Genomic DNA, 18,981 nt, shown 5'->3' with positions numbered 1-18,981 from the left:
GTCTCGCTGCCGGTGGGCTTCTTGGCCGGCGCGTGCTTTTGGTTTGTCGTTCGCCCAAGGAGACAGGCGTCATGATTGCATCCGCGCTACCGTGCGCTAAAGCGCTTGCAGGCGACGCGCTCAATGCAACGCGCAGCTGAAGCTTGGCGTTATGTCTTCAAGGTGAATACAGGCAACGATCCCGCTGCGGCGCGCTGGTTTCCGCGCGTCGCGCTCCAGCCGGCTTGTTTTAAGAGCTAGATCACAGTGCCTTCGACGAAGTATTGCCATCCCTTTTCTCGCATACATGTAACGATTTGCGCCGCGGCGATCACTTCGGTGGGAGCGGGTCCTGCCGACAAACCCGGCTGATTTGCCGGTGAATGCGGGCGAGGAGACGGGATGTTTTCCCGCAACTTCGCCACGCATTCCGAGGATGCGAGCTTTGCTGCCACAGGATCGGTGTCTTCATTCCGGGGACGATCTAACGGATACCACACACCCGAGCAGTACTGCGGCTTGCACGGTTCGAGCGCCACCAGCTTCTCTGCCACCGACTCATAGTCCGCTTCATGCAGCGGCACGTTTGAGCACGCAACCAGCAGAACCGTGACAAAGCTGACAAAGCCTGAAATCAGGAGCTTCATTTGCACTTATAACGCCGCCCTTCACGCGCGCGCGTTTCGCACGTCGCCTGGAAGGGCTTGTGGGACAACAACGATGTATCCGAATTCAGCACATTGTTCGCCTTAGAGCAAGCATGGTCCGGCGAAGCTCTCGAGAGACGCGAAGCGCGCCACATGGTGGTCGTGTCTCCCGACTCATCATCGATCAGGAAAAGGACGTGCTGTGCGACACATCTTTCCACTCGTCATACTCCGCCCGCTGAGCGTCGAGTTTCCCTGTGATCCCGGCCCAGCTGTCCGGGCCGAGAATGAGGCGCCGGGGCATCTCGCCGGCCTGCACCAGTTCGACGAGGATCCGAGCGATTCGGTTGGGATCGCTGGGAGCAAGAGCGCCATCTTTATCGTTCTGTAGCAGATCGATGATGGGGTGCGCGGTCGCGCCATAGGCATCGATTCGCGGGCTGCGCAGATTGCGTTCGACGATGCCGGTGCGGATGCCGCCAGGCTCGATGGCCATGACCTTGATGCCAAGCGGCGCTACCTCTTGGGCCAGCGCTTCGGTGAGCCCTTCCAAAGCGAACTTGGTCGCGCTGTAGTAGCCCAGCGACGGCATCGCCACGACGCCATTGAAAGAAGAGACATTGATGATCGTGCCGCGTCCGCGGGAACGCATGCCAGGCAGGGCTGCGCGAATGGTGCTTGCCACGCCGAAGACATTTGTTTCGAACAGGGTCCTGATCTTCTGATCCTCTCCTTCTTCGACGGCGGCAAGATAGCCGAGCGCCGCGTTGTTCACGAGCACGTCGATGCCGCCATGCCACTTCTCAGCGGCCGCGACGGCCGCTTCGATCTGCGATGGTGCCGTTAGATCCATCGATAAAGGGAGCACAGCCTCGGGAAAGGCGCCTGCCAGCGCCTCGAGCCGAGCGCTGTCGCGTGCAGTGACCGCCACGCGATGGCCCGCACGCAAGGCGGCATTCGCGATTGCCGCGCCGAGCCCGCTCGACGCTCCTGTGATGAACCAGGTTTGAGTACGCATGCATTTGTTCCTGTTTTGATCTCTCGCAAGTGGTGGCATTCAACCTGTTACGCGGCGGATCAACGAGCTCGGCGACTTGTCTCGAGATGTCGGTCTGAGGAGTCGTCGCGCATGATGTGGGTTGGCTGGCAGCGATCGCGGACCGCAACTTGTCCGGTGCAATGGAGGCAAGCGCGGAGCGGCGCCTGCGGATGCGTCGCGCAGCGCCGGGCATGAATCAGCAGCCGCCTTCGACCGGGAATTCAAGGGGGAATGAGCAAACACCGGGTGCTTCCTGAAAGGCAATCGCTCGCTGGCCGTCCCGAATTTAGTCACGTAGCCTATGGGCGTGCAATCCAGCCCGTCTATGGTTCAACACAATGCAAGATATTCACGCTGGCAACGCTGATGCTATTTCGGCGTCCCAGTGGCGACAAATCGTCAACAGCGCACTAGACACGGCGATCATCAGTATCGACCGGAGCGGACGCGTCACCAGCTGGAATGCTGGCGCGACCCGTATTCTTGGCTGGAGTGAGCCGGAGATGCTGGGCCAAACGCTGGAGCGCATCTTCCCGGCGGGTGCCTCGCAGCTCGAGCGCGAGATCGCCGATGCCGTCGACCACGGCCGTGGCGGGGGCGAGGAGAGCTGGCGCCTCCGCAAAGATGGAAGCCAGTTCTGGGCGGCCGGCGAACTCACGCCGATCACCGAGCAGGGTGAGATCGTTGGGTTCGTGAAGGTTCTGCGCGATCGCACGCAACAGCGTGCTGCCGAGCTGGCGGTTCGGGAAGATCGCCGCGCGCTGGAGATACTCAATCGAGCTGGGGCGTCGCTCGGCCGCGAGACAGATCTGCAGCGGCTCGTTCAGACCGTGACCGATGCGGGAGTCGAGCTGACCGGCGCTCAGTTCGGCGCGTTCTTCTACAACGTTCTCAACGAGCGTGGCGAAAGCTACATGCTCTATACGCTTTCAGGGGTGCCCGCGGAGGCGTTCGCCAAGTTCCCAATGCCGCGAAACACGAAGGTGTTCGCGCCCACGTTCAACGGTGAAGGCATTGTCCGCTCGGACGACATCACACAGGACGCGCGCTACGGACAGAATGAGCCCCACAAAGGGATGCCTGAAGGACATTTGCCCGTTCGTAGCTACCTCGCCGTCCCCGTTATCGGTCGCGACGGCAGAGTACTCGGCGGGCTCTTTTTCGGGCACGCTGCCGTGGGCGTCTTTACAGAAAGGTCGGAGCGTGGGATGGCTGGTCTCGCCGCCGAAGCCGCCGTCGCGATCGACAATGTTCATCTAGCGCGCGCGGCCCAACAAGAGATTGCAGAGAGGACCCGTGCGCAGGAGGCGCTGCGCAACCTCAATGCGAATCTCGAGCGCACGATTGCTGAGCGCACCGAGCAGTTGCGAGCCACGGAGGAAATGGTCCGCCAAGCGCAAAAGATGGAAGCCGTTGGGCAGCTCACCGGCGGTGTTGCTCATGACTTCAACAACATTCTTCAGGTGATTGTCGGCAACCTGGACGTAGTGCGTCGGCTGGTGCCTGCAGACGCAGGCCGTGTCCAGCGATCCGTCGAACAGGCACTGAACGGTGCACGCCAGGCGGCGTCCTTGACCCAGCGGCTGCTTGCCTTCTCTCGCCGGCAGCCGCTCGACCCGAAGCCGACGGACGTCAATTCACTCGTGGGTGGCATGGCAGACCTGCTGAACCGCTCGCTGGGCGAGACCATCGCTGTCGAAACAGTGCGCGGCGCAGGATTGTGGAAAATCGAAGTCGATCCCAACGCGCTCGAATCCGCGATCCTCAATCTCGCTGTGAACGCGCGAGATGCCATGCCTCACGGCGGCAGGCTCACCATCGAAACGGTGAACGCGTACATCGACGAGGCGTATGCGATATCGCACGCCGAAGTCGCACCCGGTCAGTACGTGCTGATCTGCATCTCCGACACGGGGATGGGAATGGACGCGGAAACTCTCAAACGTGCCTTCGAGCCTTTCTTTACGACGAAACCGGTCGGACAGGGAACGGGCTTGGGACTGAGTCAGGTCTACGGGTTCGTGAAACAGTCCGGCGGACACGTCAAGATCTATTCCGAGGTCGGGCAGGGAACCACCGTGAAGATCTATTTGCCGCGATTCGAAGCTGCGAGCTCGGAGAGCGACGCCGCGCCGGCCATGCCCATCCCAGAAGGCACATCGCAGGAAACTGTGCTGGTCGTCGAGGACGAAGCGGCCGTGAGAGCCTACTCGGTCGACGCACTACGCGATCTTGGTTACTGCGTTCTGGAAGCGGCAGACGGACCGTCGGCGCTGCGGCTGTTGGAAACCGCCGGGCCGGTCGACTTGTTATTCACCGACGTGGTGCTGCCCGGCGGGATGACCGGTGCGCAACTGGCGGCTCAGGTGCAAGCGCTTCGTCCGGGCATCAAAGTTCTTTTTACAACCGGCTACGCGCGCAATGCCATCTTTCATCACGGGCGTCTCGACAAAGGTGTGCAACTGATCACCAAGCCGTTCAGTTACGCCGATCTCGCCTCGAAAGTACGCGATGTACTGGACGGGCTGTCGCGGTCCCCAGAACGGTTCGGTCGCACCACGGATTAATCCTCGCTGAGCGCGATCGTGAGTGCCTCGCGTCGGGCAACCTCGATGAAGCGCGTTACTGGCGCGTGCAACGAGGGCTCGGCGTCGAGACGGTTTTCATCCCGCTTTAGGTTCGAGTTGCAGCGAGGGCATGTTGCTTTTCCGAATAGAATCTCAGCGCTTGCCGATGCAGATCCGGACTGTCGTCCGTCCCGGCAACCTGGTTGCCGGGACGTAGCGTTCATTGTCCGAAAGCGTCCTGCTGCGTTCAGCGCGGCTATAGCGAAGAACCGCGTTGTGTTGTCGGGCAGGCGCCAGCGCGGTCATCGGCCTGGTTCGGCCGCGATGCGCGTGCGGCCATCAGTGAAGATCAACTCGACCCGACGGTTCGACTGGCGGCCCGCCGCGCTGTCATTGCTCGCGACGGGGTAATTCTCGCCCTTGCCCACTGCGGTGATCTGGCTACTGTCCACCCCGCGTTGGATCAGGCTTGCCTGCACTGATTGCGCGCGGCGGTCGGACAAGGCCAGGTTGTTCTGATCGGAGCCTACGTCATCGGTATGTCCCTCGATGAGCACTTTGCGATCCGACTGCTGTTTCAGCACTGTGGCGAGCCGGTCGAGAGGCGCGTAGGCGCCCGGTTTCAACGTCGCCCCGGCGGTATCGAACAATACGTCGCCCAGGGTGAGCACCAGGCCTCGTTCGGTCCGCTGTAATTTCAGATCCGCAAGCTCCATCTCGAGAGAGTCGGCACGCGTTTGTGAGGCGTCCGCCTGACGAGCGGCCTCGCTCGCGCGATCGGCGCTCCTCTGCACGTCGCGCTCGCGCGCTTCGAGCAGCACCGCTTGGCGCTGGGCGGTGCCATCGGCGACTTGCTCGTTCGCCTCCGCGGCAAGGATCTTCTCGTTGGCAATTTGCGCGCTGAGCATGGCGTTGGTGGCTTCGAACTCCATGTCGGCTCTTCTACTCTTGGATGCGGCGAGGCGATCCGCCGCGTCCAACGAAGTGCGTGCATTTGCAATGTCCGCCGGCGCTATGCCAGCGCGTGGCGAGGTTTCCACTCCGAGCACCAGAGCTCGCGCCTGTTCGAGTGTTTCGTTGCGCTCGGGCGCGGTGGTGCACGCGCTCAGCACCGCGGCAACCGCGGCGCTCAGTACGATTCGTTTGTTAAGTCTCATGTCTTGACCTCATGGAGTTGATTTGAAAATCGATCAGCGCTGTGTCGGCGAGGTGCGCTCGGCCTCCGAGCGCAACGTCTCGACACTCGCGAGTACTTCGTCAGCAGCTTTGCGTGCAGCGGCGCTCTGCGATTTCGCCATCGCAAGCTCGGCGTACAGGTGAGCCTGTGCAGCCAGGCGTTCCGCCTCCTGCTGCCGCTTTTGGGCGAGCGCAGTCTTGGCCGCATCGAGTTTGTCCTCAGCCTGTTGCAGCTCCATCGCACCCGCTTCCGATCGGCCTACAGTCTGCTGTGCCTGTTGGAAGGAAGCGTCGCTCCGGGCGACGCGCTCCTTGGTGAGCGGCGAGACGCTGCTGCATGCGCCGAGCGTCGCCAGGATGGTCATGCCGACGACCAGTGCGACCGCCTTTCGAAGTGGTGGTCTGCCAGTGAAGCTACAGGAGACATTTCTAACAGGGCGCGAGGATGGGGTCATTGCAGTTCTCTAGGTTGGGAGTTGAAGAGACTGCCGGACCGGCAGCCCCATGTACTGTCCGTGAGATTGCGCTTTCTCGGTCAACGTATCTGTACGCTCGCGTACATAGTACGTTGCGAGATCACGCATCCGGCTAGTCCACGCGAGTACGCTGCAGCGAGGCTGTCACTCGCATGTAATCGAGGAACAAACGGAATGTATGACTCAGACGCGTACTGAGCGAGCGCCGGCGTTGCGGTCGCGTAGTGACCGGTTGTGACTGCGCGAGGCTTTCAGCGTGCTGTTCGAGTCGCGTGATGCTGAACAATTCCTCACGAATGATGGGGAACTATTCCAAGGCGGCGCGGGCCGCAGCCAGCGAGGCAGCCGAGACAGCAACGACTTCAATGAAGATGTGCTCCATGGCGTACTTCCGTCGATGCGTGCGGAAGCGTGAGATCGATCGCGCTCGTAGTTACGGAGGAAATTAGCGGCGATTGGCAGTACTCCGAACGCTGAGGCTGCCGCCTTCATTTTCCCACGCTCTCATCGCGGCCCGCTGTTCCAGCTCCTCTGTGTCGTGGTGCGAAGAGGAGACCGAGCGCGATAGAGCGGCGTTGATCCACGGATTCTGAGGCCAACAGCCTGTGTATCGCCGATGGGTGGCCCAGCGACTTTCACTCCTGGTGTGTTGCATGTGAGTTCCAGTGATGATGGTGTGGGTCGAGATCGCCCGAAATCGTGCGCCTGAGACATCCAGTCGTCGGTACGGTAGCGAACTTAACGAGCGCTTCCCCCGCATGCCCTGTTCGGCGGGCTATGTTCGTTAGCGTACGGACGCCGTAGCGAATCCGCTACACGCTGCTGTCTGGCTACCAGGAGCAGTGAATGGCCTTCAGGCTGATCTCGAGGATATCGATGCGACCACCAACGGCGGTATTGCTGATGGCGCTCGCGGTCTTTGTTTCCCCTTCCTTGGCCGAACCGCCGCAGACGCTGCCGGAAAACGCCACGCAGACTCGTTCTGGAACTGGCTGGGAATGCATGACCGGCTTCCAAAGGGTCGCCAATGGCTGTTCGCGCATTGTCGTGCCAGCGAACGCTTATCTGGAGGCATCGGGCGATCGATGGCGATGTAACCGGGGCTACCGGAGAACCAACGATGGCTGCACGGCCGTCAAAGTGCCGCAGCACGCGTATCTGGATGAGTCATTCGGCAGCGGCTGGAGATGCGAGCGGGGCTATCGCGAGGCGCAGGGCGAATGCCTGGCGGTTGAGATTCCCAGCAATGCGCACTCAAGCGATTCTTCATACGGTCCGGGTTGGGAGTGCAATCGTGGCTATCGATCCTCCCAGGCGGGCTGCATTCCCATCGATGTGCCGGAACACGCGTTCCTGTCGCGTTCCGGAAGCACCTGGGAATGTGAACGCGGCTTCCGCCGGGAAGACTCCACATGCGTGGCAGTACAAGTGCCGGCGAATGCGCACCTGGACTACTCCGGCCAGGCCTGGAAATGCGACCGGGGCTTTCATCTGCACGGCGCGGCCTGCGTCGATGATTGATAGCGATCGAGAGTTCAACAAGGTGACATATGAGCAAAGGCCAGGATCAAAAGAGAGACCAGAAGAAGAAACCGACCAGGACGCTCGAGGAGAAGCGTGCGGTGAAGAAAGTAAAAAAGGCGGAACGAGCGGCACGCAACTTCATATAACGGGCTGAACGGCGGTGCGCGGGCGCGGCTCATGCGACACATGTGGGCAGCGCCGGTGAGACTCGCGAGCAGGACATTTGTTGGCAATGTTCGCTAGCGCACCGAAGAGGCAGGGCCGCTAGGGCACAGTAGCGGCAGGTGTCCTATGGAGAAAGAGCATGAAACACGAGCCGGCGACGTCGAGCGACGAACGAGAGTGGCGTGTTGCGATACCGTCGAAGTCGGATCGACCGACGGTGGCCGACCGACGAGCCGAAAAAGTTCGATCCTGGCGACGCCGGGCGCTATTGAAGCGCGGTGCGCGGCTGCACATGGCGATGGTCGCGAATGCGCACTCAAGCTCGCTGGCGTCGATGGCCATGCTGGACGAAGCGGGCACAGTGGTCAGTTGGTACGGCAGTCCAGACGGACGCGATTACGCTTCCGAGGAGGTCGTCGACCGCCATCTGTCGTTGTTCTATTCCTCGGAGGAGGTTTCCAGGCGGCAGCCCGACCGTGATTTGCGCGCCGCTGTCATCGAAGGCCGAATCACTCGACAGGCGTGGCGCCGCAGGCGCGACGGCACCGCATTCTGGGGCACTATCGACATCGAACCGGTCGTGCTTCGGGACGGGCGCGTACAGGGGTTCAGCTATGTAGCGAGCGCTCCAGACCAGTTCGAACACAGCCTTCGATGAACCGATTCAAAAAGCGCGAGACTCATCTGCCGATCGGCTGCGCTGTGGATCAGTTGGTGTCGCTCAGCGCGATCGTGAATGCCCCGCGACGGGCAAACTCGATGAAGCGCTGTACTTGCGAGTGCAACGAGGGTTCGGCGTCGGGGCGGCTTTCTTCCCGCTGTTGGATGTGCTTGCGAAGCATGCCCGAGATGAATGGCGAGCGTTTCGCCTCTTCCAGCGCCGCCGCCCAACGCGCGGAATCGGCGGCTTCCACGCGCTTACGATCCTGGCTGTCGCCGGGCTGATAGTCGTGCTTGATCGGGTTGTGTCGCGCGCGCTGGCCTTGCTGCGGCAGATAAGTAGTGCCTGTCGGATGCCAGCCGAACGTCAGGCCAAGATCGCGAATGAAATTCCAGTCCGCTAAAGTGCACGTGAACTCGTCGTCGCCGCTGGCGGCGGTTAGTTGAACGACGCGCACCGATGGCCGAGTTGCCGGCTCATTCGTGCGCTGTTGAGATCCGCTTGCCATCTGCACTACGACATCAGGGCGAGACTTGCCACTTCCGGCAGTGTGCGCTCAGTCAGCGGGAATAGATAGCTGAATCGCCGCGTAGGCCGCCAGCTACGCCGGCCGAGCCGAGGATGTCCGTGCCATCCAGGCCTTGGAGCGGCTCACGTAAGACCTTACGAATATATTTACCTATCTAAAGACGACCGAAGCGCGCACACTCGGATTCGGTTCCCATCTTGGAGAAGGTCTTGCGCTATTGGGCGGTTGCTCGGCTCGTTGCACGATGTACGGCGCTTTTGCTCATCGCGACTACCGCCAGCGCTCAGGCGCAACGCTCTCCGTCCGCGGTCCCGGAGAATGCCCGACCAACGAGCTATGGCAACGGTTGGGAATGTGTGCGCGGCTATAAAGAGAACGAAGGGCGTTGTGTCGCGGTGGTCGTCCCGGCGAACGCATATTTAGATGCGCGAGGTACGTCTTGGCGCTGCAATCGCGGATTCATCAGCGACAAAGCAGGGTGCACGGCCGTGCAAGTGCCGCAGAACGGCTATGCCGTGGACTCCAGTTACGATCGCGGGTGGCGCTGCAATCGCGGCTACCGCGTGGTCGGCGAAGCCTGTGTCAAGGGTGAATTGCCCGCGCATGCCTACATGCTCGACTCCGTTCACGGCTTCGAATGGCAATGCGAGCGAGGCTTCAGACAAACGCCGGATCGATGTGTCGCGATCGAAGTTCCCGAAAACGCCTATCTGGTTCGCTCCGGCGATCGTTGGAACTGCGATCGTGGCTTTCAACGGATCGACAACCGGTGTTCACCCATAGTCGTCCCGACGAACGCCTATCTCGACGACCGCGGCATGGAATGGCGCTGTGAGCGTGGCTTCCGCAAGGAGGGCGCGGGCTGTGTCGCCGTGCGTGTTCCGGCCAATGGATTCCTCGGCTACGCGGGTGACGAATGGTCGTGTGAAACGGGATATCGCAGGCAAGAGGCAGCGTGCGTTGCCGTGCCGGGGAGTTGACCGTGCCTAGGGATACGAAACGTCCAGATCGGCTGGCGGCGTTGCATGCCGCGCTTCGCTTCGTGATCACGCGCGAGCTGCCGTCGGAACACAAAGCCACTTTGATCGAAGTGCTGACGCAGGCCATCCGCGACGACGAGGCCGCTGAGTTGCATCGCCAGTCGGCTGCCAAGTCGCAAGGAGAATGGCAGGCGCACGAGATCGTGGAGCTGAAATCCTTCTTGCACGGTCAAACGGTCAAGAGCTGGCAACATGCGGATGAGTGTGTGATGCAGCTGGCGACGCGGTTGCATCGGGATCCGGCGTCGGTTCGGCACAAGGCCACGGAGCTCGGCCTCGGCACGGCAGTGGATTATCGATTCGTCAGGCAATTCAAGCCCAGCGGCGACGAGTGATCGCCAGCGTTCTGTGCGGACGTTGGCAGTGCCGGCCGAGCCTGGAAGATTGGCTCGAGTGTGCGCTAGCGTACATCGCGACGACCTCGCTGCGCGTATCCTCAGCGTGACTGCAACATCCTCCAGCCGTTCTACGAGAGCCCATTGGCTTCTTTCAATCAAGGTGCGGGCGAGAACCGTCTGCTGGCGACATTGGCCGGGCCGCATCGACGGCGCTTGTTGGCGGACTTCGATCAGGTCGAGCTGCGTTCTGGCGAGGTCATCTGCATATCGGGCGAACGGCTGAAACACGTGTACTTCCCGACCGACGGCATCATCTCCTTGGTCACCACGCTGCGCGATGGATCGCGTCTGGAGGTCGGCAGCATCGGTCACGAGGGCATGCAGGGTTCCTCGCTCATCCTCGGCGTCAACACGTCGGCGCAGCACGCGACAGTGCAGCGGTCCGGTACGGCGTGGCGGCTCGGCGCCGCTATGTTCCGGCGGCATTTGGGTAACAACATCGCTCTGCGCCAGATGCTGAACTGTTACATGTACGTGCTGATGGGACAGTTGGCCCAGGCGACGGCTTGTTCGCACTATCACCAGGTACGCGCGCGTCTGGCGCGACGGCTGCTGATGAATCGCGATCAGGCGCGCGGCAATCAGTTTCATGTCACCCAGGAATTCCTCGCGCACATGCTGGGCGTGCGGCGGGTGGGGGTCACGAACGCCGCGAACTCGCTGCGAGAGGAAGGTTTGATCGATTACCGGCGTGGCGCGGTCACGATCCTGGACGGGCCTGCGCTGGAGCTGGCGTCATGCGCATGTTATCGAGGAGCAAAGGACATGTATGAGGGCGCTTTGGGCTCATTGTTCTCCACCAGGCTCCGCCACGCGGGCGCTCCAGCGTGATTGGCGTTGCGCGCACGTTGCTGTAAAAGCTTCATCCCACAACGCGCTTCGCGATTCGCTGCTGCGCGCATGAAAATGTGTGTACGATACCGCACACAGTCCGGTAGCTCGGCGCCCCTACACACAGGGCCTCTCGATGGCGATAGCTCAAGATCCTCGTCAGAACTATCTGCTGGCCGCGTTGCCGACGGAAGATCTCGAGCGCGTAAGAAAAAATTTGAAACTCGTCGAGCTGCCGCTGGGCGAAGCTCTATATGAATCCGGCAGTCGTCAGCGAGCAGTTTACTTTCCGACGACTGCGATCGTTTCGCTCCTTCATACGTTGGCCGACGGTTCCTCAGTGGAGATTGCCGTGGTCGGCAACGAGGGGGTCATCGGCGTGTCGCTCTTCATGGGCGGCGAAACCACGCCAAGCCGCGCGGTGGTGCAGAGCGCGGGTCACGCCTATCGATGGCCGGGGAAATTTCTCAAGGAAGAGTTCACGCTGGGCGGGCCCATGCAGCATCTGCTGCTGAGATACACGCAGGCGTTGCTGACGCAGATGGCGCAGACCGCGGTGTGCAACCGGCATCATTCGCTCGATCAGCAACTGTGCCGCTGGCTGTTGCTGAGTCTGGATCGTCTGGTCGGTAACGAGCTGGTGATGACGCAGGAACTGATCGCCAACATGCTAGGTGTGCGTCGTGAGGGCGTCACGGAAGCGGCAGGAAATCTGCAAAGCGCCGGACTCATCAGATACAGCCGCGGTCGCATCAAGGTACTGGATCGGGCGGGCCTCGAGGCGCGGACCTGCGAATGCTACTCCGTGGTCAAGCGAGAGTTCGATCGCCTGTTGCCGGCCGTTGCTCGGACTTGATTTCAGTGGGGTGAGGTCCTGCGACGGCGTGCTTCGAGCTTGCGAAGGTGCGCATAGCCGACGAGCTGCTTGGCCTGCTCATCCCAGAAGCGGAACTTGAGCGATTGCAGGCTCGACAGCAGCGACAGCGAGGTGACCGTCGCGAATCTCGGGTCGCTTTCGTGGCACTTCTGCAGGTTGTAGTTGGGAATGCGCGGGCTGAGATGATGGATATGATGAAAGCCGATGTTTCCTGAGATCCATTGCAGCACCTTAGGCAGCTTGTAGTAGGAACTGCCGCGCAGCGCCGCTGCCGTGTAGTCCCACTTGTCGTTGCGCTCCCAGTAGACGCCCTGGAACTGATGCTGCACATAGAAGAGCCACAACCCCGTCGCCCCAGCAACGGTCATGGCGATCGATTGAATGAGCAGGTAGGAGGCCAGACCGAATATTGAGCTCAGCAGCGTCGTGCTGATCAGCAGTGTCACGTTCAGCCACCACACGGAGTGGCGTTGTCGCCGTTGCGCATTCGCGGACGCGAAGCGCTGCTTGATCACGAAAACGAACAGCGGCGCGAGCACGAACAGCACCAGTGGATTGCGCGTCAGCCGGTACTGAAAGCGTCGCCGGCGCGATGCACTCAGATATTCCTGCACGGTCATGGTCCATACATCGCCGGTTCCGCGCCGATCGAGATTGCCGGCGCTGCCGTGATGTATGGCGTGCTCCCAGCGCCAGTGCTGGTACGGGCTGAATGTCAGCGCGCCAGCGATGAAGCCGAGAACGTCGTTCGCGCGCCGAGACCGGAAGTAAGAGCCGTGCGTGCAGTCATGGAAGATGATGAAGATGCGCACCAGCAACGCGCCCGAGAGAACTGCCAGCGGCACGGTGAGCCATAGCGACACCTCCAGCGCCCAGTACATCGCCAACCACAGCAGAAAGTACGGCAGAAAGGTGTTCGCGAGCTGCCAAAGCGCGCGCTTCGTGGAGGCGTTCTGATGTGCCACGAGCACGTCTTTCAAGTCTGCCGTATGCACTGGCGGCGCTCGGAGAGATTCCATACAAGTAGAATCGCGGAAGCGAGGCCGGGCCTCAGTGCGGTGGTGCACATAGGAGCAGGCAGCAAAGCAACGGCGAGGATCGACTTCTAACGAGGGGAGCGCCGCCTTTACCTTTCAATGCGGCGCCAACGACGATGGTAGATCGAGGTCAAGGGCATTTCTCCTGGCGAAGCTTCGAACGGGAGCGGTCACTCATTCCACAGCCGCCGCCAGCCTTCATGACCCAGCCGACGCAGCGTTTCCATGTTTCTGGCGCCGATCTCGTCGATGTCCGGAAAGGTTGCCACTGCGCGCGCAACGCTGGCCTCGCGCAGTAGATGCAGCATCGGGTAAGGCGAGCGATTGGTGAAGTTCGTGATGTCCTGTTCGGACGTGCCGGCGAACCGATAGTTCGGATGGAAGCTGGCCACTTGCAGTTCGCCTTCCAATCCCAGGCTCGCCACCGCGGCGTCGCAGTCGTCGAGAAAATCGTTGTAGTCGAGGAATTCAGCCAGCACCTGCGGGTGAATCAGGAGTGTCGTCTCACACTGAAGCGGATCTGCGTCCCGCAACGCTTGCAGTTCGCGACACAAATCCTGGAGCAGTCCGGCGGTCGAAAGCTGCGTGCTGACACATAGACGCACGCGGTCGGTCAGATATGGCCCTGCCGCGAAAGGGCAGAGCTGCTGGCCGATGACCGCTCGTTCGAGCCAAGCCCTGGTGGCTGCAATCACCTGCTCGGCGGATGGGACACTATCCGGCGCGCTCGCCTCGAGCTTCACGCTCAGGGCTTGGGCGGCGGAAAGTCGGACGCCCTGCGCTCGGCCTGCTGGCGCTGCTTTTCTTCATTTTTCTTCTTCTGCATGTCTTCGCGACGCTTCTTTTGCTGCTTGTAATTCGGTGTCTTGTTCAAGGGACTCTTCAGGTTGGCGGATCGGGTTGGGCAGTCTAATACGCTTTGCGTCGCGTCGCCCCGATATCTTTAGCGCGTACGAGTTCTACCTGGCGCATCGCCGGAGTACTTGGCGTGCGCTCATGGACGTCCGGGTCTGGCGACGACTTCTTCGTCTATGCAGCCGCCGCTACACCAGCGCACATAAAGAATTGCGGTGGGGCGCGTCGAGCGGTCATGTGGCGGCGTGGATCTCTCGAGTGGCGCGTCACGTGGGAATAACCATGCAGTTCTCCGTTCTTCAGCTGCAGTGCTTCGATCACAGTAACGCCCCAGAAGGCCGACCCGTTGGCACGGCGATACCACCCCTCGCGGGTATCCGCGCCGAGGATAGCTGCGATCTTCAGCTGCCGCTCGGCCAGCTGGAGCGCCACATCGGCCGCGGAATAGAACTGTGACACGTGAGTGCCGATAATCCTGTGATCGAACATTGCCGCGCCAGGCAAGCTGTCGTGCCAGGCGACGACCATGCCGCGGCTGTCCAGTATGGCGATCGAACAATGGTCGCCACGCTCCAGGCTGGTCGCATGCATGCGGGTACCTTGCTGGATCAACAGGCGTTGCGCCCAGGCGGGTGCTCCTGAAGTCCGGCGAGCCGTGGCTGCGATCGGGAGTCGTATGTGAGGGCTCTGGCGCTGTGAGTCCACAGACGCGGAGATCGAGCGAGTGGCTGCTTTCAGCAGATGACGCAGTTGGTGCGATAGGTGGTTCATCATGGCTCCGCTTGAATGACGGTGGCGCGGCCGCCGTGTCAATGCGGATGCGATGGATCGGGCCGGAGTCAGCCGGCCGAGCTGCGGTCACTATGCGCTCAGTCGGCTCATATAGATACATAAAAAACGGTCGGAGGGGCGATTCTTTTTGCCTGTGGGAATATTCACCTATCTAATCGCGGTGGATGCGCGCACACTGCAGGAGCACGCACAGGAGCACGACGATGACTTTCGACAAACAGCCCTACCAGCCTTCCACCATTTTCAATGACAGTCCGGTGGAGCGCCGCCTGCAAGTTCAACGAGCCGAGCGGGAACGAGCAGCGCTGCGTGAAAGTGAGCTGGAAGAGCAGGCATCGCACGTCAAGGAACCGCGCGAGCGCATTGAAATCTGGGAACGCCTGCATGCCCTGCGCCTGCCGCGCACACCTGACCACCTGCTCCTGAAGGTTATCGCCACCCAGACTCGCCTGACAGTCGCCCAGGTGCACGAGGAGCAGCAGCGCAGAGTGGCACGCTCTATGTAGCCTTTGGTCGGCGCTCTAGCGTAGCGAGTAGACGCGCTACGCCGGCGCGGCGAGGCACGCCGTATGCTGTGCTTGTGCTCGAAGTGGTTGGGCAAGCACTTGTGCCGGTGCACGCAAGGTTCGTGTCACGTGCGAATATCCCACCAGTTCGCCGTCGCCGAGCAAAATGCTCTGCAGGATCGTCACTCCCCAGAATATTTCTCCGGCGGGCCGGCGTCGCCAGCCGTGCTGCGTATCCACGCCGTGCTCAGCTGCGATCGTTAAATGGCGCGCGGGAGTGCGTGATGCAACATCATGAGGTAGATAGAACTGCGATACGTGACGGCTCAGCACGCCGGAATCGTACGGACGAGCGCGTGGCAAGTTGTCGTGCCACGAAATCACGATACCTGTTGCATCGAGGATTGCGATAGCGCTCCGATCGTTTCGATGCATGCTGGCCATGTGAATCTGCTCGCCTCGTGCCGTGAGCAAGCGGTGGCGCCAGTCCTCGCTGCCTTGCGGAGCGAAAGTTACATTCGAGTGGCTGGGGATGGTCCAGCGCCCTGCGGAAGTTCCGATCCTTTCCAGATCGAGCCGCCCAACGGTTGCGGGCAGTCGTCGATGGGCTATGCCGCTGGCCTGGGTTGGCGCGCGACCGCCCCGATGCATTCTGAAGACGTTCATCAAATCTCCGGCAGTGTGCTGACGAAACGGGTGCGCGAGGATGGGGCGGATTTAGCCACGTCTCGGGCGATACGTAGCGCTGCGCGGGGTGGCCGGAGATTCTGCGCCACAGGGTACCTGCGGACGGTTCCGCAATCTCGAAGTAGTGTGCGCCCTGGTTGGGAAAATAGATACAAATGGATGAATAAATCGCGCTGTAGGCTGCCGGCTACGCTGTTCTGCCGGAGAGAGCCAAGCAAGTTGCTGCGAACGGTAGTAGGCTGCGCGCCCTTTTCGTCGAGCGGTGATGACTATATGGACTGGATTCTGGTGGAGAACAACTGGGCGCAGTTCCAGGGTACCGTGAAGGCGCGCTGGCTGAAGCTCGATGGCGAGCGATTGCAAGCGATCGCGGGCAAGCGTGCCTCGCTGCTCGGCGCGATTCAGGAGGTCTACGGCATCAACCGTAACGAGGCCGAGCGAGAGATCCGCGCATTCGAAGCACGTAACAAAAACTATCGGCCGAAGTAGCCATTCCTTCCTGGATCGACGCCGCAGCGGCAACGGTTCGTGCGACTACTTCGTCGAGGGATGCAAGGCAACGATGTGCCGGCGTACGGCAGCCACGAGCTGACTCGATGAGTAGGGTTTCGCCAGCACCGGCACATCCTCGAAACCCGGTCGCTGCTCCTTCGCGGCATGTCCGCTGGCAAACAAGAATGGAATGTCACGCTCGCGAAGTGCCGCAGCGATTCCAAGCGAGCGCTCTCCATCCCGGAGATGGATGTCCAGCACCGCACCGTCGATCGCCGCTACTTCGATCAGCTTCAGAGCGATCGCCACGGTGGCCGAGGGCCCCACGACTTGCCAGCCCGCATCGACGATCTGGAGCGCCGTCTCGCTTGCTATCAGCCACTCGTCTTCGACGATGAGCAGCTTCAATGCACATGGATTCGCCATAAACGCACGCACTGCTGCTGCTGAGGTTGAGGCCAGCTTGCCAGCGTCCTCGGCCTGCGCAATCAACTGTGTTGCTTTGTGCTGGAAATCTCGTGCTTAGCGTAGGTTAACGACGCAGTCCACTATGACGAGTGCGCCCTCGAGCGCGGCGAATCAGACCCTCGAGGCTCGACACCAGTGCGGACATGTCGGCGGGCTTCTCGTACCTGAGAACTTGCTCGAAGCGCTTCGGAATGGCTGTTCGGCCGTAGCCGGTGGTGAAGACAAACGGCACGTTGCGCTCCGCTAGTGCGTCGGCCACTGGAATGACGGCTCCCGCCGCAGCCAGTGCGAATTCAAGCTCTTCGGCGACGGTATTCGTCTTCTGCGATGAGGACACGTCAGTCGCGGAGCGACCGTTCAGCCACTGGCGTTTTCCTCGAGGGTGCTGATCGAGACCGGAAGCGAGATGGTGCAATGAAGGCCGCCGGGGCCCAGATCGAAGTAGACCTTGGCGCCGAGTTGATATGGCAGCGCTCGCTCGATCAAGTCACGGCCTTGGCCCCGGCCTGGCACTGCCCGGGTGGTCTCACCCGAGGTGACTACACCATCCTCTCGCCAGTCGATGTGAAGCCAGGGGATGCCATCCCCGCCCTTGGACAAGCGCCACGCGATGGTGAGCGATGCCTGCGGCTGACTGAGCGCGCCGTATTTCACTGCGTTGGTCGCGAGCTCATGTAGCGCCAGAGCCAGGATCTGCACGCTCGAAGAGCGCAGCTTCACGCCTCGTGGACCATCGAGCTTGACCCGCTCGGCAAATCCGTCCATGGCCGCGAGCTCGGAGCTTAGCAGCTCATCGAACGTGACTCGGTCAGTATCTTCCAGGCGGGATAGCAGACTCTGCACGCGCGCGAGCGCACGCAAGCGATCCTCGAAACGAGCCTTGAAGTCCGGCAGATCCTTGCTCGCTCGGGCGGTCTTGTCCGCGAGGGAGTGCACGACCGCGATGAGGTTTCGCGTGCGGTGCTGAAGTTCCCCGACAAGAATCTGCTGCCGTTCGTCCGATTCCCGCCGGGCAGTGACATCCTGGCCGATCTTCATGAAGCCAGTCACTGTGCCATCGGGGCCTTTGAGGGCGGTCGTCTGTCCATCGATGAAGACCCGGGTGCCGTCCTTGCGAATGTGCCAGCGAACATTGGGGGCTTTGCCCTCGCGACGAGCTGTATCGACTTCGTGCTCGGCCTCGCCTGCCGCCTGGTCCTCGGGAGTGAACAGTATTTCTGCAGGCTTGCCCAGCGCCTCTGCCGCGGTCCACCCGAAGATCGCGGCAGCGCCGGGCAGCCAATCGGTGATCCTGTCTTCCGCATCGGTCAGAATGATCGCGTAGTCCCGCGCGTTCTCGACGATGAGCCGGTATCTCTCGGTGGTATGAGCCAGATCGCGGGCCTTCCTCATCCGATCGATCACCGGGCCGAGCACCATCGCGTAAGTGCGCAAAAACTGGATGTCTTCCTGCCCGAACGCGCGTGGCTCTCGCAGGTCTACCTGCAGCACTCCATAAGGTTCGCGACCTGGCAGCAGAATGGGCACATTCACAATCGCCACCACGCCGTGCTCCCGCATGAATCGGGGAAACACAAAGCGCGTTTCTTTCTCGATGTCGGGAGTGATGAGGGGTTCGGCGGTCCTGATCGCATGTGCTTCTGAAGAGCGCTCGTCCAAGCGGATGCGGGCGTGTCCTACGATGCCCGGGTTCCAGCCGACACCGGCCCGGACGAGGGCCGTGCCTCGCTCCTGCTCGATCTCCAGGACCTTGGCCAGATCGGTCTTGAGGGCGGCGGCGATCAAGCGGCATCCTTCCGTCAGGATGGCCTGCAGGTCGTCGTTGTCGAGCACGAATTGACCGAAATCTGCCAATACGTGCTGACGGTGAAGGAGCTCCGTCGCACTGATCATTGCTGTTCGCTTCGGAAGGGCTGACGACGATTTAGCCGAGCAGTGTCCGACGTCCGGAAGCAGAGGCTTGAGAACGTGGGGCTTGAACGGCACATACCCGTTGCGAGTTCCCGTGGTCAACTTCCCAGTCATACGCGCTTTGGCGCCAGCCATGGGGGAATCCGCATCGCCGGCCCTCCGCTGACGCTGCGGCACAGCCGTGGAGCGCGCTTTCTGCTAATGGGATGGTCCGCCCCGCTTCTCAACTTGGCGGATAAGGCCAATGATTGGGATTCCTACGTCTCAATCGGAAGCGGAGCAGACCATGAACAAGATTACCGTAGTGGGGATCGATCTAGGCAA

At 61.4% G+C, this 18,981-nt stretch carries 22 protein-coding genes; 9 read left to right on the top strand and 13 right to left on the bottom strand.

Annotated elements, in window-relative coordinates; all coding sequences use genetic code 11:
• Positions 1 to 236: 236 nt before the first annotated feature.
• Together JM946_RS00105 and JM946_RS00100 are read right to left on the bottom strand one after the other, a co-directional pair.
• Complete coding sequence (locus JM946_RS00105; RefSeq protein WP_203165108.1) at positions 237 to 626, bottom strand: hypothetical protein; 390 nt, start codon at positions 624 to 626, stop codon at positions 237 to 239.
• A gap of 184 nt (positions 627 to 810) precedes the next feature.
• Entirely contained in the window at positions 811 to 1,644 is an 834-nt protein-coding gene (locus JM946_RS00100; protein ID WP_203165107.1) for an SDR family NAD(P)-dependent oxidoreductase, read from the bottom strand.
• 359 nt (positions 1,645 to 2,003) lie between these two features.
• On the opposite strand from JM946_RS00100, the gene JM946_RS00095 reads away from it, so the two are divergent.
• A complete protein-coding gene (locus tag JM946_RS00095) occupies positions 2,004 to 4,232 on the top strand; it encodes an ATP-binding protein (protein WP_203165106.1) in 2,229 nt (742 codons plus the stop codon).
• Between the two features lie 302 nt (positions 4,233 to 4,534).
• Here the strand turns inward: JM946_RS00095 and JM946_RS00090 are convergent, their stop codons facing one another.
• On the bottom strand, positions 4,535 to 5,389 hold the full coding sequence (locus JM946_RS00090) for an OmpA family protein (RefSeq protein ID WP_203165105.1): 855 nt from the start codon (positions 5,387 to 5,389) through the stop codon (positions 4,535 to 4,537).
• A 33-nt stretch (positions 5,390 to 5,422) separates the two neighbouring features.
• Positions 5,423 to 5,863: a DUF4398 domain-containing protein gene (locus tag JM946_RS00085; protein ID WP_218042527.1), complete on the bottom strand. Its 441-nt coding sequence runs from the start codon at positions 5,861 to 5,863 to the stop codon at positions 5,423 to 5,425.
• A gap of 897 nt (positions 5,864 to 6,760) precedes the next feature.
• Between JM946_RS00085 and JM946_RS00080 the strand changes: the two genes are divergently transcribed.
• Both JM946_RS00080 and JM946_RS00075 read left to right on the top strand, forming a co-directional pair.
• Positions 6,761 to 7,405 (top strand): hypothetical protein, encoded by a 645-nt coding sequence (locus tag JM946_RS00080; RefSeq protein ID WP_203165103.1) that lies wholly within the window; start codon positions 6,761 to 6,763, stop codon positions 7,403 to 7,405.
• Between the two features lie 307 nt (positions 7,406 to 7,712).
• Positions 7,713 to 8,231: a PAS domain-containing protein gene (locus tag JM946_RS00075; protein WP_203165102.1), complete on the top strand. Its 519-nt coding sequence runs from the start codon at positions 7,713 to 7,715 to the stop codon at positions 8,229 to 8,231.
• A 49-nt stretch (positions 8,232 to 8,280) separates the two neighbouring features.
• Here the strand turns inward: JM946_RS00075 and JM946_RS00070 are convergent, their stop codons facing one another.
• On the bottom strand, positions 8,281 to 8,691 hold the full coding sequence (locus JM946_RS00070) for a hypothetical protein (RefSeq protein WP_218042526.1): 411 nt from the start codon (positions 8,689 to 8,691) through the stop codon (positions 8,281 to 8,283).
• Between the two features lie 560 nt (positions 8,692 to 9,251).
• Here JM946_RS00070 and JM946_RS00065 point away from each other — a divergent pair.
• The 4 genes from JM946_RS00065 to JM946_RS00050 all read left to right on the top strand — a co-directional run bounded on the left by JM946_RS00065 (position 9,252) and on the right by JM946_RS00050 (position 11,888).
• Positions 9,252 to 9,743 (top strand): hypothetical protein, encoded by a 492-nt coding sequence (locus JM946_RS00065; protein ID WP_203165100.1) that lies wholly within the window; start codon positions 9,252 to 9,254, stop codon positions 9,741 to 9,743.
• A 2-nt stretch (positions 9,744 to 9,745) separates the two neighbouring features.
• A complete protein-coding gene (locus tag JM946_RS00060) occupies positions 9,746 to 10,138 on the top strand; it encodes a hypothetical protein (RefSeq protein WP_203165099.1) in 393 nt (130 codons plus the stop codon).
• Positions 10,139 to 10,282: 144 nt separating this feature from the next.
• Positions 10,283 to 11,032, top strand: a complete 750-nt coding sequence (locus tag JM946_RS00055) for a Crp/Fnr family transcriptional regulator (RefSeq protein WP_203165098.1) — start codon at positions 10,283 to 10,285, stop codon at positions 11,030 to 11,032.
• A gap of 136 nt (positions 11,033 to 11,168) precedes the next feature.
• Positions 11,169 to 11,888 carry a Crp/Fnr family transcriptional regulator gene (locus JM946_RS00050; RefSeq protein WP_203165097.1) on the top strand — a complete coding sequence of 240 codons (720 nt, stop codon included), beginning with the start codon at positions 11,169 to 11,171 and terminating at the stop codon, positions 11,886 to 11,888.
• A 2-nt stretch (positions 11,889 to 11,890) separates the two neighbouring features.
• On the opposite strand, the gene JM946_RS00045 is transcribed toward JM946_RS00050, so the two are convergent.
• The 4 genes from JM946_RS00045 to JM946_RS00035 form a co-directional block, all read right to left on the bottom strand.
• A complete protein-coding gene (locus JM946_RS00045; RefSeq protein ID WP_203165096.1) occupies positions 11,891 to 12,928 on the bottom strand; it encodes a fatty acid desaturase in 1,038 nt (345 codons plus the stop codon).
• Positions 12,929 to 13,116: 188 nt separating this feature from the next.
• The gene (locus tag JM946_RS00040) at positions 13,117 to 13,689 is read right to left on the bottom strand and encodes a DUF1415 domain-containing protein (protein ID WP_203165095.1); all 573 of its coding nucleotides are present in this window, start codon (positions 13,687 to 13,689) and stop codon (positions 13,117 to 13,119) included.
• 2 nt (positions 13,690 to 13,691) lie between these two features.
• Positions 13,692 to 13,820 carry a hypothetical protein gene (locus JM946_RS30845; protein WP_269140856.1) on the bottom strand — a complete coding sequence of 43 codons (129 nt, stop codon included), beginning with the start codon at positions 13,818 to 13,820 and terminating at the stop codon, positions 13,692 to 13,694.
• Positions 13,821 to 13,975: 155 nt separating this feature from the next.
• Positions 13,976 to 14,392, bottom strand: a complete 417-nt coding sequence (locus JM946_RS00035) for a hypothetical protein (RefSeq protein WP_203165094.1) — start codon at positions 14,390 to 14,392, stop codon at positions 13,976 to 13,978.
• A 404-nt stretch (positions 14,393 to 14,796) separates the two neighbouring features.
• On the opposite strand from JM946_RS00035, the gene JM946_RS00030 reads away from it, so the two are divergent.
• Positions 14,797 to 15,099, top strand: coding sequence for a hypothetical protein (locus tag JM946_RS00030; protein ID WP_203165093.1), 303 nt, complete (start codon positions 14,797 to 14,799; stop codon positions 15,097 to 15,099).
• Positions 15,100 to 15,135: 36 nt separating this feature from the next.
• Here JM946_RS00030 and JM946_RS00025 read toward each other — a convergent pair whose 3' ends face one another.
• Positions 15,136 to 15,765: a hypothetical protein gene (locus tag JM946_RS00025; RefSeq protein WP_203165092.1), complete on the bottom strand. Its 630-nt coding sequence runs from the start codon at positions 15,763 to 15,765 to the stop codon at positions 15,136 to 15,138.
• A 294-nt stretch (positions 15,766 to 16,059) separates the two neighbouring features.
• Here JM946_RS00025 and JM946_RS00020 point away from each other — a divergent pair, with 294 nt between their 5' ends.
• Positions 16,060 to 16,275, top strand: a complete 216-nt coding sequence (locus JM946_RS00020; RefSeq protein ID WP_203165091.1) for a CsbD family protein — start codon at positions 16,060 to 16,062, stop codon at positions 16,273 to 16,275.
• Between the two features lie 45 nt (positions 16,276 to 16,320).
• Here JM946_RS00020 and JM946_RS00015 read toward each other — a convergent pair whose 3' ends face one another.
• From JM946_RS00015 to JM946_RS00005, 3 genes are all read right to left on the bottom strand, one after another.
• Positions 16,321 to 16,704, bottom strand: coding sequence for a response regulator (locus JM946_RS00015; protein WP_203165090.1), 384 nt, complete (start codon positions 16,702 to 16,704; stop codon positions 16,321 to 16,323).
• A gap of 106 nt (positions 16,705 to 16,810) precedes the next feature.
• A complete protein-coding gene (locus tag JM946_RS00010) occupies positions 16,811 to 17,083 on the bottom strand; it encodes a response regulator (protein ID WP_203165089.1) in 273 nt (90 codons plus the stop codon).
• Positions 17,084 to 17,103: 20 nt separating this feature from the next.
• Complete coding sequence (locus JM946_RS00005) at positions 17,104 to 18,639, bottom strand: sensor histidine kinase (RefSeq protein ID WP_203165088.1); 1,536 nt, start codon at positions 18,637 to 18,639, stop codon at positions 17,104 to 17,106.
• Positions 18,640 to 18,981 lie beyond the last annotated feature (342 nt).

It is taken from the genome of Steroidobacter gossypii, from assembly GCF_016801985.1.
In the GTDB taxonomy this organism is placed as follows: domain Bacteria; phylum Pseudomonadota; class Gammaproteobacteria; order Steroidobacterales; family Steroidobacteraceae; genus Steroidobacter; species Steroidobacter gossypii.
Note: the sequence above shows the minus strand (reverse complement) of the source record. Positions and strands in the feature narration are given on the sequence as shown.

Excerpts from the sequence above, each read along its gene's own strand:
- JM946_RS00095 (WP_203165106.1), top strand. The coding sequence starts at position 2,004 with ATGCAAGATATTCACGCTGGCAACGCTGATGCTATTTCGGCGTCCCAG.
- JM946_RS00020 (WP_203165091.1), top strand. The coding sequence starts at position 16,060 with ATGGACTGGATTCTGGTGGAGAACAACTGGGCGCAGTTCCAGGGTACC.
- JM946_RS00050 (WP_203165097.1), top strand. The coding sequence starts at position 11,169 with ATGGCGATAGCTCAAGATCCTCGTCAGAACTATCTGCTGGCCGCGTTG.
- JM946_RS00085 (WP_218042527.1), bottom strand. The coding sequence starts at position 5,863 with ATGACCCCATCCTCGCGCCCTGTTAGAAATGTCTCCTGTAGCTTCACT.
- JM946_RS00035 (WP_203165094.1), bottom strand. The coding sequence starts at position 14,392 with ATGCATGCGACCAGCCTGGAGCGTGGCGACCATTGTTCGATCGCCATA.
- JM946_RS00100 (WP_203165107.1), bottom strand. The coding sequence starts at position 1,644 with ATGCGTACTCAAACCTGGTTCATCACAGGAGCGTCGAGCGGGCTCGGC.
- JM946_RS00025 (WP_203165092.1), bottom strand. The coding sequence starts at position 15,765 with ATGAACGTCTTCAGAATGCATCGGGGCGGTCGCGCGCCAACCCAGGCC.
- JM946_RS00045 (WP_203165096.1), bottom strand. The coding sequence starts at position 12,928 with ATGGAATCTCTCCGAGCGCCGCCAGTGCATACGGCAGACTTGAAAGAC.
- JM946_RS00105 (WP_203165108.1), bottom strand. The coding sequence starts at position 626 with ATGAAGCTCCTGATTTCAGGCTTTGTCAGCTTTGTCACGGTTCTGCTG.
- JM946_RS00080 (WP_203165103.1), top strand. The coding sequence starts at position 6,761 with ATGCGACCACCAACGGCGGTATTGCTGATGGCGCTCGCGGTCTTTGTT.
- JM946_RS00030 (WP_203165093.1), top strand. The coding sequence starts at position 14,797 with ATGACTTTCGACAAACAGCCCTACCAGCCTTCCACCATTTTCAATGAC.
- JM946_RS00005 (WP_203165088.1), bottom strand. The coding sequence starts at position 18,639 with ATGATCAGTGCGACGGAGCTCCTTCACCGTCAGCACGTATTGGCAGAT.
- JM946_RS00075 (WP_203165102.1), top strand. The coding sequence starts at position 7,713 with ATGAAACACGAGCCGGCGACGTCGAGCGACGAACGAGAGTGGCGTGTT.
- JM946_RS00090 (WP_203165105.1), bottom strand. The coding sequence starts at position 5,389 with ATGAGACTTAACAAACGAATCGTACTGAGCGCCGCGGTTGCCGCGGTG.
- JM946_RS00015 (WP_203165090.1), bottom strand. The coding sequence starts at position 16,704 with ATGGCGAATCCATGTGCATTGAAGCTGCTCATCGTCGAAGACGAGTGG.